Below are 15,645 nucleotides of genomic sequence, written 5' to 3'. Positions count from 1 at the left end.
TGGTACTTTCCCCCGTCGCTGCGCTCGCCCTGGATGTCACACTGGACCCATGCCCGAACTGCCCGAGATCGAGGCACTCGCCGATCACCTGCGCCGGCATGCCGTCGGACGGCCGGTCACGCGGGTGGACGTGGCGGCCCTGTCGGTCCTCAAGACCTTCGATCCACCCGTCACCGCCCTGCACGGGCAGACCGTGACCGGGGCGTCGCGGTGGGGCAAGTACCTCGGTCTGCAGGTCGGTGAGCTGTTCTTGATCACGCATCTGTCCCGCGCCGGCTGGCTGCGTTGGTCCGACAAGCTGGCACCGACCCCGCTCAAACCCGGCAAAGGGCCGATCGCCCTGCGCGTGCACCTGGGAGCCGCCCCGGCGGCGACATCGGACGGGGGCGGCGTGGGTTTCGACCTCACCGAAGCCGGCACGCAGAAGCGGCTCGCGGTATGGGTGGTGTCAGATCCGCTGGCCGTCCCGCAGATCGCCGCGCTCGGGCCGGATGCGCTGTCACTCGGACCTGCCGAACTCGCCGAGGTGCTCGCCACCCAGACCGGCCGGATCAAGACCGTCCTCACCGACCAGAAGATCATCGCCGGTATCGGCAACGCGTACAGCGATGAAATCCTGCATGTGGCAAAGCTTTCCCCGTTCGCCACCGCTGCCAAGTTGACGCCCGATCAGCTCGGCGCCCTGCACGACGCAATGGTGTCGGTGCTCACCGATGCCGTGACGCGGTCGGTGGGGCAGGGGGCTGCCACCTTGAAAGGCGAGAAGCGTTCCGGTCTGCGGGTGCACGCGCGCACCGGACTGCCGTGCCCGGTGTGCGGGGACACCGTGGCCGAGGTGTCCTTCGCCGACAAGTCGTTCCAGTACTGCCCGACGTGCCAGACCGGTGGCAAGAAACTGGCGGACCGCAGGTTGTCCCGGCTGCTCAAGTAGCAACCTCAGGTTTCCGGTCAGTTATCTAACTGGGTTATTCTGCTCGGCATGACTCGCCAGAAGATCCTGATCACCGGCGCCAGTTCCGGACTGGGCGCCGGCATGGCCCGCGCTTTCGCCGCCAAGGGCCGTGACCTGGCCCTTTGTGCCCGCCGCACCGACCGGCTGGAGGAGCTCAAGGCGGAGATCGCCGCGAAGCACCCGCATGTGAAGGTGGCCGTGGCCGCGCTGGACGTCAACGACCATGAGGCCGTCCCCCGGGTCTTCGGTGAGCTGTCCGACGAGCTGGGCGGTATCGACCGGGTCATCGTCAACGCCGGTATCGGCAAGGGCTGGCCGCTGGGCGAGGGCAAGCCCTGGGCCAACAAGGCCACCATCGAGACCAACCTGGTCGCCGGGCTGGTGCAGATCGAGACGGCACTGGAGATGTTCAAGAAATCCGGGGGAGGGCACCTGGTGCTCATCTCGTCGGTGCTGGGCAACACCGGTGTTCCCGGTACGAAGGCCGCATACTGCGCCAGCAAGGCGGGGATGACCTCACTCGGTGAGTCGCTGCGCGCCGAGTACGACAAGGGACCGATCCGGGTCACCGTCATCGAACCCGGGTACATCGAATCCGAGATGACGGCCAAATCCGGGTCGACCCTGCTCATGGTCGACAACGAGACCGGGGTCCGCGCGATGGTCAACGCCATCGAGAAGGAGAAGGGCCGCGCCGTCGTGCCCGGGTGGCCGTGGGCGCCGTTGACGCAGATCATGCGGCTGCTGCCGCCGAAGTACACCAAGCGTTTTGCGTGATTTTTCGGATTGGCTGGTTTAACCCTGCGCAGCGGTCGGGTAGTCGAACCACATGATGGTGAAACTGATGAAGATGACGCCCCTACTGTTCGCAGGTGCTGCGGCTGCTGGAGCCATCGCACTTGCCCCGGCCGCGATGGCCGAGCCGGCCCCCGGCTGCTACAACCCGGACGGCACGCCGTGCACGCCGTCGGCGGGTCCGCAGGGCGCAGGTGCCGAGGTTCCCGGTGGTCCCGGTGCTCAGGCCAGCCCCGACGGCCACGTGTCGGCGCAGGTCCCCGGTGGTCCGTGGGCCGAAGCCGGTCCCGGCGGCGGGATCGCCTGCGTCCCGGGCGGTCCGTGCCGCACGATCCAGCTCCCGGGCTGATCCACGTTGGTGATTTCGGCGCGCTCACCTTCGCTCAGCGAGCGTGAACGCGCCGAAATCGCGGTGGCTCAGGCTGATCGACCGCGCTCGGTGCGGTAGCGGCGCACCAGGGCGTCGGTGGAGGTATCGGTCTGCTCAGCGGGTGACGCGTCGCTGGTGAGCACCGGCAGCAGTGCCTTGGCCTGAGTCTTGCCGAGTTCCACCCCCCACTGGTCGAACGAGTCGATACCCCAGATGACGCCCTCGGTGAAGACCTGGTGCTCGTAGAGCGCGATGAGCTGACCGACCACCGACGGTGTCAGTTTGGTGGCCAGGATCGACGTGGTGGGCCGGTTACCCGGCATCACCTTGTGCGGCACCACGTCGGCGGGTGTGCCTTCGGCTGCGATTTCCTGGGCGGTCTTACCGAACGCCAGCACCTGGGTCTGTGCGAAGAAGTTGCTCATCAGCAGGTCATGCATGCTGCCCGTGCCGTCGGCCGTCGGCAGATCGTCGGTGGGCTGGCTGAACCCGATGAAATCGGCGGGGATCAGCCGGGTGCCCTGATGCAGCAATTGGTAGAAGGCGTGCTGGCCGTTGGTTCCCGGTTCGCCCCAATAGATTTCACCGGTACTGGTGGTCACGGGTGAGCCGTCGGCCTGCACCGACTTGCCGTTGGACTCCATGGTGAGCTGCTGCAGATACGCGGCGAACCGGGACAGATCGTTGGAGTAGGGCAGCACGGCACGCGACTGGGCGCCGAAGAAGTTGTTGTACCAGAGGCCGATCAGGCCGAGCAGTGCCGGGGCGTTCTCGGCCAGGGGTGCGGTGCGGAAATGCTCGTCGACGAGGTGGAAGCCGGCCAGGAACTCCGCGAAGCGTTCCTTACCGATGACGGCCATCACCGACAGCCCGATCGCCGAGTCGACCGAGTAACGGCCCCCGACCCAGTCCCAGAACCCGAACATGTTCGCGGTGTCGATGCCGAACTCGTCGACCAGGCGCTTGTTGGTCGAGACCGCCACGAAATGCTTGGAGACCGCGGCATCGCCGAGCACGTTGGTGAGCCAGCGTCGGGCGGCGGTGGCATTGGTCAGCGTCTCCAGAGTGGAGAAGGTCTTGCTGGCAACGATGAAAAGCGTTGTGGCGGGATCGAGTCCGTCCAGCTTGGCCACCAGGTCGGCCGGATCGACATTGGAGACGAACCGCGCGGAGATGCCCGCGTCGGCGTAATGGCGCAGCGCGTCGTAGACCATCACCGGCCCCAGGTCCGAGCCGCCGATGCCGATGTTGACCACCGTGGTGATCCGCTTGCCGGTCGCGCCGGTCCACTCGCCAGAGCGCAACCGGTCGGTGAACGCACCCATCGCGTCGAGCACCTCGTGCACATCGGTGACGACGTTCTGGCCGTCGACGGTGAGTGCGGCACCGCGCGGCAGCCGCAGTGCGGTGTGCAGGACCGCGCGGTTCTCGGAGGTGTTGATGTGCTCGCCGGAGAACATGGCGTTCCGGCGGCCTTCCAGGTCAGCGGCTTTGGCGAGATCGACCAGCAAATCCAGGGTTTCGCGGGTGACGCGGTGCTTGCTGTAGTCGATGTAGAGGTCGCCGACGGTCAGTGTCAGTTCGGTGCCGCGGGCCGGATCCTCGGCGAAGATCTCCCGAAGATTCTTCGACGCGAGGGCGTCATGGTGGCGCGCCAGCGAATGCCATGCGGCCGTAGCGGTGATGTCAGCACTCATTCTTCAGACCTTAGTGCGGTATGCGTGTCGAGGGTGTACATGATGGATGTATGCGCACCGAACACTTGGCAGAGCTGATTTCATCCGTGCCCACCGGACTGTGGATCGGCGGCGAAGAGCGCGCCGGCTCGTCCACCTTCGAGGTGCACAATCCCGCGACCGACGAGGTGATCACCTCCGTCGCCGATGCCACGCCGGAAGACGGTATCGCCGCGCTGGACGCCGCGGTGGCCGTGCAGGCCGAGTGGGCTGCCACCGCACCCCGCGAGCGCGGCGAGATTCTCCGGTCGGTCTTCGAAACGCTCACTGCGCGTGCCGAAGACGTCGCCACGCTGATGACGCTGGAGATGGGCAAGGTCATCGCCGAGAGCCGCGGCGAGGTGAAGTACGGCTCCGAGTTCTTCCGCTGGTTCTCCGAGGAGGCCGTGCGCATCGGCGGCCGCTACACCCACAGCCCCGCCGGTACCGGCCGCATCGTCGTCACCAAGATGCCGGTCGGCCCGTGCTACGCCATCACGCCGTGGAACTTCCCGCTGGCGATGGGCACCCGCAAGATCGGCCCGGCCCTGGCCGCCGGCTGCACCATGCTGGTCAAGCCCGCGCAGGAGACCCCACTGACCATGTTGCTGCTGGCCAAGCTGATCGACGAGGCGGGCCTGCCCAAGGGTGTGCTCTCGGTGCTGCCCACCTCGAACCCCGGCGCGCTGACCACCGCGCTGATCGACGACGGCCGGCTGCGCAAGCTGACGTTCACCGGCTCCACCGGCGTGGGCAAGGCGCTGGTGAAGCAGTCCTCGGACAAACTGCTGCGCACATCGATGGAACTCGGCGGCAACGCCCCCTTCGTGGTGTTCGACGACGCCGATGTCGATGCCGCCGTCGAGGGCGCCCTGTTGGCCAAGATGCGTAACGGCGGCGAGGCCTGCACGGCGGCCAACCGGTTCCACGTCGCCAACGCGGTGCGCGCGGAATTCACCGAGAAGCTCGTCAAGCGGATGAGCGAGTACCAGCTGGGCAACGGGCTCGATGATGCGTCCACGCTGGGGCCGCTGATCTCACCGAAGCAGCTGGGCATCGTCAACGCGCTGGTGTCGGATGCGGTGGACCGCGGTGCAGAGGTCGCCGTCGGCGGGGAGGCCCCGGCCGGCCCCGGCAACTTCTTCCCGGCCACGGTGCTGGCCGGGGTGCCCGCCGATGCCCGCATCCTCAAGGAGGAGGTGTTCGGGCCCGTCGCGCCGATCGCCGGGTTCGACACCGAGGAAGAGGGCATCGCCGCGGCCAACGCCACCGAATACGGCTTGGCGTCCTACATCTACACCCAGTCCCTGGACCGTGCCCTACGGGTGGCCGAGGCGATCGAGTCGGGCATGGTCGGGGTGAACCGCGGGGTCATCTCGGATCCCGCCGCACCGTTCGGCGGCGTGAAGGAATCCGGGTTCGGCCGCGAGGGCGGCACCGAGGGTATCGAGGAGTATCTGGAGACGAAGTACATCGCCTTCACCCCGTAGCCTTCACCCCGTAGCCGCATCTTCGGTGCTATCTGTGTGAATTATCCGCAGATGCGGATACGATCCTGCCGTGCCGACACTCCGTATCCGCGAGGCCGCCGAGCTGCTCGGGGTCAGCGATGACACCGTCCGGCGCTGGATCGACGACGGCAGCATCGCGGCGAGTACGGACGAGTCGGGACGCAAGGTGCTCGACGGCGCCCAGCTGGCTGGCTTCGTCCGCGAGCATGCCGGCCGGGTGCCGCAGGATCCGGTCGCGATCGGCAGTTCCGCGCGCAACCGATTCGCCGGGCTGGTCACCAAGGTCGTCTCGGACACGGTGATGTCCCAGGTCGAGATGCAGTGCGGACCGTTCACCGTCGTCTCCCTGATGAGCACCGACGCCGTGCGCGATCTTCAGCTCGAGCCCGGCAGCGTCGCCGTGGCCGTCGTCAAGGCCACCACCGTCATCGTCGAGACCCCGGGAGACACGTAGTGAAGCGCATGAGGGCGTGGGCGGCTGCCGGACTGGCCACGGCGGCAGTGGTCAGCGGCTGCGGGTCGGACACGTCGCCCGGCGGCGCGGCGCCCGCGCAGCACCTCGTGGTGTTCGCCGCGGCCTCGCTGAAGCAGACCTTCACCCAGATCGGCGATCAGTTCAAGACCGACAATCCGGGGGCGACGGTGGAGTTCTCCTTCGCCGGATCCTCGGACCTGGTGACGCAGCTGACGCAGGGCGCCACCGCCGATGTGTTCGCCTCGGCAGACGCCAAGAACATGGACAAGGCGGCCGCGGCCGGGCTGCTGGCCGGGGACCCGGTGACCTTCGCGACGAACGTGCTGACCATCGCGGTGGCCCCCGGTAACCCCAAGGGCATCAAGACTTTCGGCGATCTGGCCAAACCCGGTCTGAACGTGGTGGTGTGCGCGCCGCAGGTGCCGTGCGGGTCAGCGACGAAGAAGGTCGAGGACACCACCAAGGTGACGCTGGCGCCGGTCAGCGAGGAAACCTCGGTGACCGATGTGCTGGGCAAGGTGTCCACCGGCCAGGCCGACGCGGGGCTGGTGTACGTCACCGATGTCGCGGGATCGGGCGGCAAGGTCGACGGCGTCGGGTTCCCGGAGTCCTCCGGTGCGGTGAACACCTACCCGATCGCCACCCTGAAGAGTGCCGCGAATGCGGACCTGGCCCACAAGTTCATCGACCTCGTGACCGGTGCGGCGGGTCAGAAGGTGCTGGAGCAGGCGGGCTTCGGTAGGCCGCGTTAGTGGCCGAGCCGGCCGCGGCCCATGCGCAGCAGCAGCATCGCGAGGTCCTTGCCCTCGGGACCCAGCTCGCTGTAGCGCTCGATCACCTTCATCTCGCGGCTGTGCACCAGGCGGGTGCCGCCGGAGGCCATCCGGATCTTGCCGATGGTCTGGGAGACCTCTTTGCGGCGTGCGATGGCGGCCAGGATCTCGGCGTCGAGGCGGTCGATCTCCAGGCGCAGATCGTCGATGTTCGGCAGCTCGCTGGTTTCGATGGTCATGGGTTCCTCGCTGTTGGTGGGTTTTGGTTTCATCCGGTTTCGGGCCTCACACAACAGACGAGCCCCGGATCCGGATGCGGACCGCGGGGCTCTGGGGAAGCAGCTAGACCACGGGCACCGCGGATCGGTACCCGTAAAAAAATCGTCGCTGCTGATGGAGCACAAATCGAGTGTGCCACTAACGGCCGGGCCAGCGCAAAGTGTCTGCCCGCGGTTGTAGGTTTGACTGCGATATGACTCTTGCTGCTGACACCGACAACTTGCTGGACGGCCTCAACCCGCAGCAGCGCCAGGCCGTGCTGCACGAAGGTTCGCCGCTGCTCATCGTGGCGGGCGCCGGCTCGGGTAAGACGGCGGTGCTCACCCGGCGGGTCGCCTACCTGCTGGCCGCCCGCGACGTCGGCGTCGGCCAGATCCTGGCCATCACCTTCACCAACAAGGCCGCCGCGGAGATGCGCGAACGGGTGGTGCAACTGGTCGGGCCCCGCGCGCGCAACATGTGGGTCTCGACGTTCCACTCCACATGTGTGCGCATCCTGCGCAACCAGGCCTCCCTGATGCCCGGGCTGAACTCGAACTTCTCCATCTACGACGCCGACGATTCCCGGCGGCTGCTGATGATGATCGCCAAGGACATGGGACTGGACACCAAGCGGTATTCACCGCGGGTGCTGTCCAATGGCATCTCCAATCTGAAGAACGAGCTGATCGACCCGGAGCGCGCGGTCGCCGAGCTGACCGATTCCTCCGATGACATGTCGCGCACCGTGGCCTCGGTGTTCGGCGAATACCAGCGGCGCCTGCGCGCGGCCAACGCCCTGGACTTCGATGACCTCATCGGTGAGACGGTCTATGTGCTGCAGGCGTTCCCACAGGTGGCGCAGTACTACCGCAGGCGCTTCCGGCACATCCTGGTCGACGAGTACCAGGACACCAACCACGCCCAGTACATGTTGGTGCGTGAGTTGGTGGGCCACGATCCTGACGATCAGGTGCCCCCGGGTGAGCTGTGTGTGGTCGGTGACGCCGACCAGTCCATCTACGCGTTCCGCGGCGCCACCATCCGCAACATCGAGGACTTCGAGCGCGACTACCCGAACGCGACAACCATTCTGCTGGAACAGAATTACCGCTCCACCCAGACCATCCTGAACGCTGCCAACGCGGTCATCTCCCGCAATGCCGGGCGGCGCGAGAAGCGGCTGTGGACCGATTCCGGCGAGGGTGAGCTGATCGTCGGTTTCGTCGCCGACAACGAGCATGACGAGGCGCGGTTCGTGGCGGGCGAGATCGACGCGCTGGGCGACCAGAACCAGATCAACTACAACGATGTGGCGGTCTTCTACCGCACCAACAACTCGTCGCGTGCGCTGGAGGAGGTGTTCATCCGCTCCGGCATCCCGTACAAGGTCGTCGGCGGCGTGCGGTTCTACGAGCGCAAGGAGATTCGCGATATCGTCGCCTACCTGCGGGTGCTGGACAACCCCGGCGACTCGGTGAGCATGCGGCGCATCCTCAACACCCCGCGCCGCGGCATCGGGGACCGGGCCGAGGCCTGTGTGGCGGTGTACGCGGAGAACACCGGCACCAACTTCAACGACGCGCTGCAGGTGGCCGCCGAGGGCAAGGTCCCGATGCTCAACACCCGCTCGGAGAAGGCTATCGCCTCCTTCGTGGGGCTGCTGGACTCGTTGCGGGCCGGGCTCGACGGTGAACTCGGCGATCTGGTCGAGGCGGTGCTCGACCGCACCGGATACCGCCGCGAACTCGAATCGTCGAACGACCCGCAAGATCTCGCGCGGCTGGACAACCTCAACGAATTGGTCAGCGTCGCACACGAATTCAGCATCGACCTGGCCAATGCGCATGCGCTGCGCGAGGAAGAGGACCTAGTCGACGAGGACATTCCCGACACCGGGGTGCTGGCCCAGTTCCTGGAGCGGGTGTCGCTGGTGGCCGACGCCGACGGCATCCCCGAAGAGGGTTCGGGTGTGGTCACCATGATGACCCTGCACACGGCCAAGGGCCTGGAATTCCCGGTGGTCTTCGTCACGGGCTGGGAGGACGGCATGTTCCCGCACATGCGCGCCCTCGGCGACCCGACGGAGCTGTCCGAGGAACGCCGGCTGGCTTATGTCGGTATCACCCGGGCCCGGCAACGGCTGTATCTGAGCCGCGCCAAGGTGCGGTCGTCCTGGGGACAGCCGATGCTGAACCCGGAGTCCCGGTTCCTGCGTGAGATCCCCGAAGACCTCATCAACTGGCGCCGCGTCGAGACGCCGGCATCAGTGCTGAGCGCCCCGCGCAGTGTGGGGCGGTTCGCCGACAGCGCACGCCCGGCGCCGGCCAAGGTGCGCAACCGCACGGTGATCACCCTGGAACCAGGCGACCGGGTGACCCATGACAAGTACGGGCTGGGCCGGGTCGAGGAGGTGTCCGGCGTCGGCGAATCGGCCATGTCGCTCATCGACTTCGGTAGCGCCGGCCGGGTCAAGCTGATGCACAACCACGCGCCGGTGAGCAAGCTCTGACCGGGACGGCCTAACCCTTCGCCCACCGCGCCGTCGCGGGCAGCAACGCCAGCACGATCGCGGCGACCGGTAACGCCGGCATCGCGTACACGACGGGGTGCAGCCGCGCGCCGGCGAGGAACAAGCAGCCGAAGATCAACAGGCCGATGGTGGCGCCGACGACGATCAGCAGCCGTCCCATCCGGCGCTGAAGCAGCAGCACGATCAAACCCCCGATGCCGGCGGCCGCCGAGATCGCGGTGAGAAAGCCGATCGCGACGCAGAACAACCGGTCGGTGCGCCACCACCCGGCGATCAGATCGGTGGCGATGACGGCGGTGGCCCAGCCGGTCAAGATGCTCAACACGGCGGCGGCGATGGCCGCGGCCGGGCCGGCCTCGCGGCGCGGTGCCACGGCCTGCGGTGTGGGCCGGGGGATATAGCTGGTTTGGTCCCGCTCGGCAGGGGTACGCACGAACATGGTGGGGTCGGTGCCGAGGGCAGGCGAAAGCGCCGGGAACGAACCGGTGGGGTTCCGGCGGATGATACTGGTGCGGGGATCCTCAGGGACGTGCTCGGGACTCACGTCATCCAACGTAGGTGCCGGGGCTAAGCCCCCGCTGAGCGAGCCACGGCACCGGGTCGATGCGGTTGCTGCCGTTGAGCAAGACTTCGAAGTGGCAGTGCGGTCCGGTGGAGTTGCCGCGGTTGCCGATGGTGGCGATCTGGTCACCGGCCATCACGCGCTGGCCCACGGACACCAGCCAGGTGTTCACGTGGCCGTAGAGCGTCACGGTGCCGTCGTTGTGGCGGATCTTGACCCATGCGCCGTAACCGGCGGTCGGGCCGGCGTCGATGACGGTGCCGTCGGCGACGGCCACGATGGGCGTGCCGATCGGCCCGGCGATGTCGATTCCGGCATGCAGTACGCCCCAGCGGTAGCCGAAGCCCGATGTCCACACGCCCTTGGTGGGCATGACGAACAGCGGCCGGTTCAACCGCGCTTCACGCTCGGCACGTTCCTGGGCGAATGCGGCGGCCTTGGTGATCTCCTCGGCGTGCACGGCCGAGCTGGCGGCCGGCTCGACGGTCACGATCTGCATCCCGTCGGCCGACCCGGTGATGACGCCGCCGCTGATCCCGGCTTGGGCGCCGGTCAGCACGGTGTCCGAGGTGGCCGTGGACGAGTCGGCGGTGCTCAGCGTGTAAGCACCCGAGGCGGTGGCGCCGGCGGCCATGGCGGCGATCAGGAGCCGGCTCTTGACCGCACCCACGGTCTGCTTGCGGTGCGCACCACCGATGCGCTGGCCGCGGATATCGATGACATCGGTCTGGGCCAGGCCGTCGCTCAGGTCGGTGTGACTGTCGCGGTAGCCGCGGGCCGAGGGCCGGGGCTCGTGGGATTCGAACTCGGTCGGCACGGCGAGCCGCAGCGGGACCAGGTCGTCGGTGTCGTGCAGATCGTCGAGTTCGGGAGCGGCGATGACGCGCTGCTCCTTGTCGAAGGCGGAGCTGTCGCGGAACTCGAGTTCGTGCAGGTCACCGAACTCGTTGAACGGGATGATGTCGGTGATTTCGGCGGCCGAGAGTGGATTCTTCGCGGTGCGAGCGTTCGTCGGTGTTCCCTGGGGGAACCGGGACGAACTGTGCTCAGGCAACCTGCGATGTCCTTCTTTTCGTGACCTTGCCGTGATCTGGACCAGTAGGCACGTTAACCAAACCCCAATGTTGGTGGCAACCTAAGCGCGTATTCCGGGCGGGATTGTGACTTGTCTCACTGGACCCTCTCGGTGAGATTTAGCACAAGTCAGGTGGGCGATGGGGGAGCCCGCGCCAAGGGTCGATAAAGTGCCCAGCGAGCCGGTCAGGCCTACACGCTGAAGTGAAACCAATCGTCAACGCAGACAGACAGGGATTTCTCAGAGCTCATGGATCTCTTCGAATATCAGGCGAAAGAGCTGTTCGCCAAGCACAACGTCCCCACCACTCCCGGCCGGGTCACCGACTCGCCCGAGGACGCCAAGGCGATCGCCGAGGAGATCGGTAAGCCGGTCATGGTGAAGGCTCAGGTCAAGGTCGGCGGCCGCGGCAAGGCCGGCGGCGTGAAGTACGCGGCCACCCCCGAGGACGCCTTCACCCACGCCCAGAACATTCTCGGCCTCGACATCAAGGGCCACGTCGTCAAGAAGCTGCTCGTTGCCGAGGCCAGCGATATCGCCGAGGAGTACTACATCTCCTTCCTGCTGGACCGCTCCAACCGCACCTACCTGGCCATGTGCTCGGTCGAGGGCGGTATGGAGATCGAAGAGGTCGCCGCGACCAAGCCCGAACGGCTGGCCAAGGTGCCCGTCAACGCCGTCAAGGGTGTCGACCTGGCCTTCGCACGCGAGATCGCCGAGAAGGGCCACCTGCCCGCCGAGGTGCTCGACGCCGCGGCCGTCACCATCCAGAAGCTGTGGGAGGTGTTCGTCGGCGAGGACGCCACCCTGGTGGAGGTCAACCCGCTGGTCCGCACTCCCGACGACCAGATCCTGGCCCTGGACGGCAAGGTCACCCTGGACGCCAACGCCGACTTCCGCCAGCCCGGCCACGCCGAGTTCGAGGACAAGGACGCCACCGATCCCCTGGAGCTCAAGGCCAAGGAGAACGACCTCAACTACGTCAAGCTCGACGGCGAGGTCGGCATCATCGGTAACGGCGCCGGCCTGGTCATGTCGACCCTGGACGTCGTCGCCTACGCCGGTGAGAAGCACGGCAACGTCAAGCCCGCCAACTTCCTCGACATCGGTGGTGGCGCCTCGGCCGAGGTCATGGCCGCCGGTCTGGACGTCATCCTCAACGACGCTCAGGTCAAGAGCGTGTTCGTGAACGTCTTCGGCGGCATCACCGCGTGTGACGCGGTGGCCAACGGCATCGTCAAGGCGCTGCAGATCCTCGGCGACGAGGCCAACAAGCCGCTCGTGGTGCGCCTGGACGGCAACAACGTCGAAGAGGGCCGCCGCATCCTGGCCGAAGCCAACCACCCCCTGGTCATCCAGGCCGAGACCATGGACGCCGGCGCCGACAAGGCCGCCGAGCTGGCCAACAAGTAAGGGAGCCAACAAAGATGTCTATATTCCTGAACGCGGATTCCAAGGTCATCGTCCAGGGCATTACCGGCGGCGAGGGCACCAAGCACACCGCGCTGATGCTCAAGGCCGGCACCCAGGTCGTCGGCGGCGTCAACGCCCGCAAGGCCGGAACGACGGTGTCGCACAAAGATAAAGATGGCAACGATATCGAGCTGCCGGTGTTCGCGTCGGTGGCCGAGGCCATGAAGGAGACCGGCGCCGACGTGTCGATCGCCTTCGTGCCGCCGGCCTTCTCCAAGGACGCCATCATCGAGGCCATCGACGCCGAGATCCCGCTGCTGGTGGTCATCACCGAGGGAATCCCGGTGCAGGACAGCGCCTACGCGTGGGCCTACAACGTCGACAAGGGTGAGAAGACCCGCATCATCGGGCCCAACTGCCCCGGCATCATCACCCCCGGTGAGTCGCTGGTCGGCATCACGCCGAACAACATCACCGGCAAGGGCCCGATCGGCCTGGTGTCCAAGTCCGGCACCCTGACCTACCAGATGATGTACGAGCTGCGCGATCTCGGGTTCTCCACCGCCATCGGCATCGGCGGCGACCCGGTCATCGGCACGACCCACATCGACGCCATCGAGGCGTTCGAGAAGGATCCCGAGACCAAGCTGATCGTGATGATCGGTGAGATCGGTGGCGATGCGGAGGAGAAGGCGGGGGCCTACATCAAGGCCAACGTCACCAAGCCCGTCGTCGGCTATGTCGCCGGCTTCACCGCACCCGAGGGCAAGACCATGGGCCACGCCGGCGCCATCGTCTCCGACGGTGCGGGCACCGCACAGGGCAAGAAGGAAGCCCTCGAGGCCGCAGGTGTGAAGGTCGGCAAGACGCCGTCCGAGACCGCCAAGCTGGCCCGGGAGATCTTCGAAACCCTGTAGATCGTTTCTACCGAAGGGCCCCGGAATCGGTTGATTCCGGGGCCTTTTCGTATGTCAGACCTGTTCGGCCGGCCTGAGTCTGAACCTCACGGAGTCCACCGTCCCTCCCGATAGCGCACCACGTGCCGCACGAGCGGTTCGGTGAGGTCATACCAGGTGGCGCGGCGGTCACCCGCATCGGATTTGGTGGCCACCACCCAGCGAGCGGTCACCAGGCGGCCCAGGGCCGCCGACGCAGTCTGGCTCGAAACGCCCACCGCTGCAGCCAGATCGGATACCGTGCGTGGCCCGTCGCCGCGGGCGATCTCGACCACCAGGCGCTGTTCGCCCGCCGGTAGTTGCCAGAGTCGCTGCTGGTAGAGGGGGGAGAGCCGGTCCAGCAGGGCGGTGATCACCGGTGTCACCGCGCACAAGCTGTCGCGGTCGGCGACCTCGGCGACCAGGCGCCACAACCGCGGTGTCCCGCCGGCCGTCGCCGCGACCTCGCCGAGGCGGTACAACCCGTCTGGCGATATCGCATAGCCGGCCAGTTCGTCGTCCCCGCGGTCATGGGCCGCCCGGGCGATGAGCTGGGCTCCCTCGGCGGTGTCCAGATCGCCCAGCTCCTCGATGATGAAAGAGCCGTACCACGGCAGTGTGCGCGACGAGACCCCCGGGAACAGTGCCGGCGTGGTGGCGAAAATTGTTACCGCGGTGGAGGTTTCGACCCAGGCCCGCAAGCTGCCCTGACCCGCCTCGCCGATCGCATCGAACACGCGGTCCAGATTCTCGATGACCGCCAGTACCATCCTGCCGTCGGCGATGTCGAGGATGGCCCGCTCGAGGGCGACGACGTCACGTCTGAGGTTCTTGGCGGTCGGATCGTGTGTCCGCAGCAGTTCGACGAGTAGGTCGCCGTAGTTGCCGATGGCCAGGGCGTCTTCCGGGATGATCAGGGGCAGTACATCTTCGGCGTGTGAACCCAGCGTGCGGTGCAGAGCGACGCGGACGGTGTGCGTCTTACCGCTGCCGCGAGGCCCGACGAGCAGGGTGTGGGGGCGGGATCCGTCGGTCGAGGCGGTACCGAAACGCTGGACCAGCCGTGACAACAGGGCTTGGCGGCCGACGGTCCGCGTGTCGAGGTCTCCGGCGTCGGCGGCACCCGGGCTGTAGAGGGGAGCGCTCATCGCGTCATCTCCGCAAGGCCCGCCAGGCGCGCTGGACCAGTCCGGAGGCGAACGTGTCGTCATCACCGCGCCTGCGCAGGTAGTGATCCTGCTCCAGGCGTTCGATGAAGGACACCAACTGATCGCGCTCGCGCACCGGGGAGCCCTCGCTATGCAGCAGCTGCAGCACCGCGTCGACGCCCAGAGGTTCTGGTGCGTGCGCATAGATGTCGAGCAGGCCGGCGATGGCCGGTGCGTCCTCGCCGTAGTAGTTGCGCAACCGGTCCCGGTAGTGGCGCAGATCCCAAGGGTCGTGCGGGTCGGTGATGGCGGAGTCCAGGAGCAGCGGGATGCGGTCGGCGTTCACTGGTTCGCCGAGCCGTGCGGCCGCGGCGACCAGATGCTGGATGTAGTACGGCCCACACTCGGCTGCGGTGGCGATGGCGGCCCCGACCTGTGGCCGGTCGCTGACCTCGACCCGAGCCCCCAGCAGCAGGCATTCGGCCAGGTATGTGGCGTGGTCGTGGCGGATCGGCCCGACCGTGACCTTGCGGATGTCGTTGACCGAACTCAGGGCTTCGCCGGAAACATGGTGGAACCCAATCGATCCCGAGAGTACGGTGGCCAGCCGGCCGGCATGGTCCTGCCGCAGTCGGCGCAGGAGATGCAGGAAACCGTCACCGCCACCTACCTTTTCGCGCTCCAAGTTGCGGGCCAGTACCGTGACCTCGTCGATGAACAGGACCAGCGGCCCGACTCGGGTGCGGCTCACCGCGCGTTGCAGCAGGTCGTCGAGCGCGGCTTCGGCGCGGGCCCGCTCGAATCGCACCGGGCCTGTGCCGAACGCGATCCTCCAGCGCTCGACCTCCTGGCGCAACGTGGTGTCGAGGCGGCCGAGTTCACCCGCCAGGGCGGAGATGAACTCGGCGTACGACTGCCGTTCGGCGCTCACCGATATCACCGTCAGACCGCTGTCGCGGGCGGTGCGGGCCACCAGGCGGGAGAGGGAGGTCTTCCCGTGCCTACGGTCGCCCACCAGCGCGGCACCGCCGTCGGGGAGGCTGGTCAGGATCTCCTGCTGCTCCCGGATGCGGCCGACAACGTTCTCGGGCGGCACCACGCCGCCCACCACCAGGGACATCGGACGAATC

15 protein-coding genes are annotated in these 15,645 nt (G+C 67.1%); 9 read left to right on the top strand and 6 right to left on the bottom strand.

Annotation, left to right across the window (positions count from 1 at the left end; genetic code table 11):
- Nucleotides 1–49: 49 nt before the first annotated feature.
- The 3 genes from FHU31_RS29685 to FHU31_RS31315 all read left to right on the top strand — a co-directional run bounded on the left by FHU31_RS29685 (nucleotide 50) and on the right by FHU31_RS31315 (nucleotide 2,096).
- On the top strand, nucleotides 50–931 hold the full coding sequence (locus FHU31_RS29685) for an Fpg/Nei family DNA glycosylase (protein WP_167164775.1): 882 nt from the start codon (nucleotides 50–52) through the stop codon (nucleotides 929–931).
- Nucleotides 932–979: 48 nt separating this feature from the next.
- Complete coding sequence (locus tag FHU31_RS29680) at nucleotides 980–1,729, top strand: SDR family oxidoreductase (RefSeq protein WP_167164773.1); 750 nt, start codon at nucleotides 980–982, stop codon at nucleotides 1,727–1,729.
- A 67-nt stretch (nucleotides 1,730–1,796) separates the two neighbouring features.
- Nucleotides 1,797–2,096, top strand: coding sequence for a hypothetical protein (locus tag FHU31_RS31315; protein ID WP_208411589.1), 300 nt, complete (start codon nucleotides 1,797–1,799; stop codon nucleotides 2,094–2,096).
- 68 nt (nucleotides 2,097–2,164) lie between these two features.
- Here the strand turns inward: FHU31_RS31315 and pgi are convergent, their stop codons facing one another.
- Entirely contained in the window at nucleotides 2,165–3,814 is a 1,650-nt protein-coding gene (gene pgi, locus FHU31_RS29670) for a glucose-6-phosphate isomerase (protein ID WP_167164771.1), read from the bottom strand.
- Nucleotides 3,815–3,864: 50 nt separating this feature from the next.
- On the opposite strand from pgi, the gene FHU31_RS29665 reads away from it, so the two are divergent.
- The 3 genes from FHU31_RS29665 to modA all read left to right on the top strand — a co-directional run bounded on the left by FHU31_RS29665 (nucleotide 3,865) and on the right by modA (nucleotide 6,570).
- Nucleotides 3,865–5,322 carry an NAD-dependent succinate-semialdehyde dehydrogenase gene (locus FHU31_RS29665; protein WP_167164768.1) on the top strand — a complete coding sequence of 486 codons (1,458 nt, stop codon included), beginning with the start codon at nucleotides 3,865–3,867 and terminating at the stop codon, nucleotides 5,320–5,322.
- 70 nt (nucleotides 5,323–5,392) lie between these two features.
- Entirely contained in the window at nucleotides 5,393–5,797 is a 405-nt protein-coding gene (locus tag FHU31_RS29660) for a TOBE domain-containing protein (protein WP_090354890.1), read from the top strand.
- Nucleotides 5,798–5,805: 8 nt separating this feature from the next.
- The gene (modA, locus tag FHU31_RS29655) at nucleotides 5,806–6,570 is read left to right on the top strand and encodes a molybdate ABC transporter substrate-binding protein (protein ID WP_208411624.1); all 765 of its coding nucleotides are present in this window, start codon (nucleotides 5,806–5,808) and stop codon (nucleotides 6,568–6,570) included.
- On the opposite strand, the gene FHU31_RS29650 is transcribed toward modA, so the two are convergent.
- Entirely contained in the window at nucleotides 6,567–6,863 is a 297-nt protein-coding gene (locus tag FHU31_RS29650) for a chorismate mutase (RefSeq protein ID WP_090354893.1), read from the bottom strand. The two genes, modA and FHU31_RS29650, sit on opposite strands and share 4 nt — an antisense overlap.
- A gap of 200 nt (nucleotides 6,864–7,063) precedes the next feature.
- Between FHU31_RS29650 and pcrA the strand changes: the two genes are divergently transcribed.
- Complete coding sequence (pcrA, locus tag FHU31_RS29645) at nucleotides 7,064–9,361, top strand: DNA helicase PcrA (protein WP_167164764.1); 2,298 nt, start codon at nucleotides 7,064–7,066, stop codon at nucleotides 9,359–9,361.
- Between the two features lie 10 nt (nucleotides 9,362–9,371).
- Here the strand turns inward: pcrA and FHU31_RS29640 are convergent, their stop codons facing one another.
- Nucleotides 9,372–9,935, bottom strand: coding sequence for a hypothetical protein (locus FHU31_RS29640; protein ID WP_167164762.1), 564 nt, complete (start codon nucleotides 9,933–9,935; stop codon nucleotides 9,372–9,374).
- Nucleotides 9,928–10,998, bottom strand: coding sequence for a M23 family metallopeptidase (locus tag FHU31_RS29635; RefSeq protein WP_167164760.1), 1,071 nt, complete (start codon nucleotides 10,996–10,998; stop codon nucleotides 9,928–9,930). The genes FHU31_RS29640 and FHU31_RS29635 overlap by 8 nt, the downstream gene beginning before the upstream one ends.
- 270 nt (nucleotides 10,999–11,268) lie before the next feature.
- On the opposite strand from FHU31_RS29635, the gene sucC reads away from it, so the two are divergent.
- Both sucC and sucD read left to right on the top strand, forming a co-directional pair.
- Entirely contained in the window at nucleotides 11,269–12,432 is a 1,164-nt protein-coding gene (gene sucC, locus FHU31_RS29630) for an ADP-forming succinate--CoA ligase subunit beta (RefSeq protein ID WP_167164757.1), read from the top strand.
- 14 nt (nucleotides 12,433–12,446) lie between these two features.
- The gene (gene sucD / locus FHU31_RS29625; protein WP_167164755.1) at nucleotides 12,447–13,349 is read left to right on the top strand and encodes a succinate--CoA ligase subunit alpha; all 903 of its coding nucleotides are present in this window, start codon (nucleotides 12,447–12,449) and stop codon (nucleotides 13,347–13,349) included.
- An 86-nt stretch (nucleotides 13,350–13,435) separates the two neighbouring features.
- Here the strand turns inward: sucD and FHU31_RS29620 are convergent, their stop codons facing one another.
- Both FHU31_RS29620 and FHU31_RS29615 read right to left on the bottom strand, forming a co-directional pair.
- The gene (locus FHU31_RS29620) at nucleotides 13,436–14,515 is read right to left on the bottom strand and encodes a MarR family transcriptional regulator (protein ID WP_167164753.1); all 1,080 of its coding nucleotides are present in this window, start codon (nucleotides 14,513–14,515) and stop codon (nucleotides 13,436–13,438) included.
- Between the two features lie 4 nt (nucleotides 14,516–14,519).
- Nucleotides 14,520–15,635, bottom strand: coding sequence for an ATP-binding protein (locus FHU31_RS29615; RefSeq protein ID WP_167165148.1), 1,116 nt, complete (start codon nucleotides 15,633–15,635; stop codon nucleotides 14,520–14,522).
- Nucleotides 15,636–15,645: the final 10 nt, after the last annotated feature.

Origin of the sequence: Mycolicibacterium fluoranthenivorans, assembly GCF_011758805.1 — a bacterium.
Classification (GTDB): Bacteria; Actinomycetota; Actinomycetes; order Mycobacteriales; family Mycobacteriaceae; genus Mycobacterium; species Mycobacterium fluoranthenivorans.
Note: the sequence above shows the minus strand (reverse complement) of the source record. Positions and strands in the feature narration are given on the sequence as shown.

Coding starts and splice junctions, on each gene's coding strand:
- FHU31_RS29685 (WP_167164775.1), top strand. CDS start 50: ATGCCCGAACTGCCCGAGATCGAGGCACTCGCCGATCACCTGCGCCGG.
- FHU31_RS29680 (WP_167164773.1), top strand. CDS start 980: ATGACTCGCCAGAAGATCCTGATCACCGGCGCCAGTTCCGGACTGGGC.
- FHU31_RS31315 (WP_208411589.1), top strand. CDS start 1,797: ATGAAGATGACGCCCCTACTGTTCGCAGGTGCTGCGGCTGCTGGAGCC.
- pgi (WP_167164771.1), bottom strand. CDS start 3,814: ATGAGTGCTGACATCACCGCTACGGCCGCATGGCATTCGCTGGCGCGC.
- FHU31_RS29665 (WP_167164768.1), top strand. CDS start 3,865: ATGCGCACCGAACACTTGGCAGAGCTGATTTCATCCGTGCCCACCGGA.
- modA (WP_208411624.1), top strand. CDS start 5,806: ATGAGGGCGTGGGCGGCTGCCGGACTGGCCACGGCGGCAGTGGTCAGC.
- FHU31_RS29650 (WP_090354893.1), bottom strand. CDS start 6,863: ATGAAACCAAAACCCACCAACAGCGAGGAACCCATGACCATCGAAACC.
- pcrA (WP_167164764.1), top strand. CDS start 7,064: ATGACTCTTGCTGCTGACACCGACAACTTGCTGGACGGCCTCAACCCG.
- sucC (WP_167164757.1), top strand. CDS start 11,269: ATGGATCTCTTCGAATATCAGGCGAAAGAGCTGTTCGCCAAGCACAAC.
- sucD (WP_167164755.1), top strand. CDS start 12,447: ATGTCTATATTCCTGAACGCGGATTCCAAGGTCATCGTCCAGGGCATT.
- FHU31_RS29620 (WP_167164753.1), bottom strand. CDS start 14,515: ATGAGCGCTCCCCTCTACAGCCCGGGTGCCGCCGACGCCGGAGACCTC.
- FHU31_RS29615 (WP_167165148.1), bottom strand. CDS start 15,635: ATGTCCCTGGTGGTGGGCGGCGTGGTGCCGCCCGAGAACGTTGTCGGC.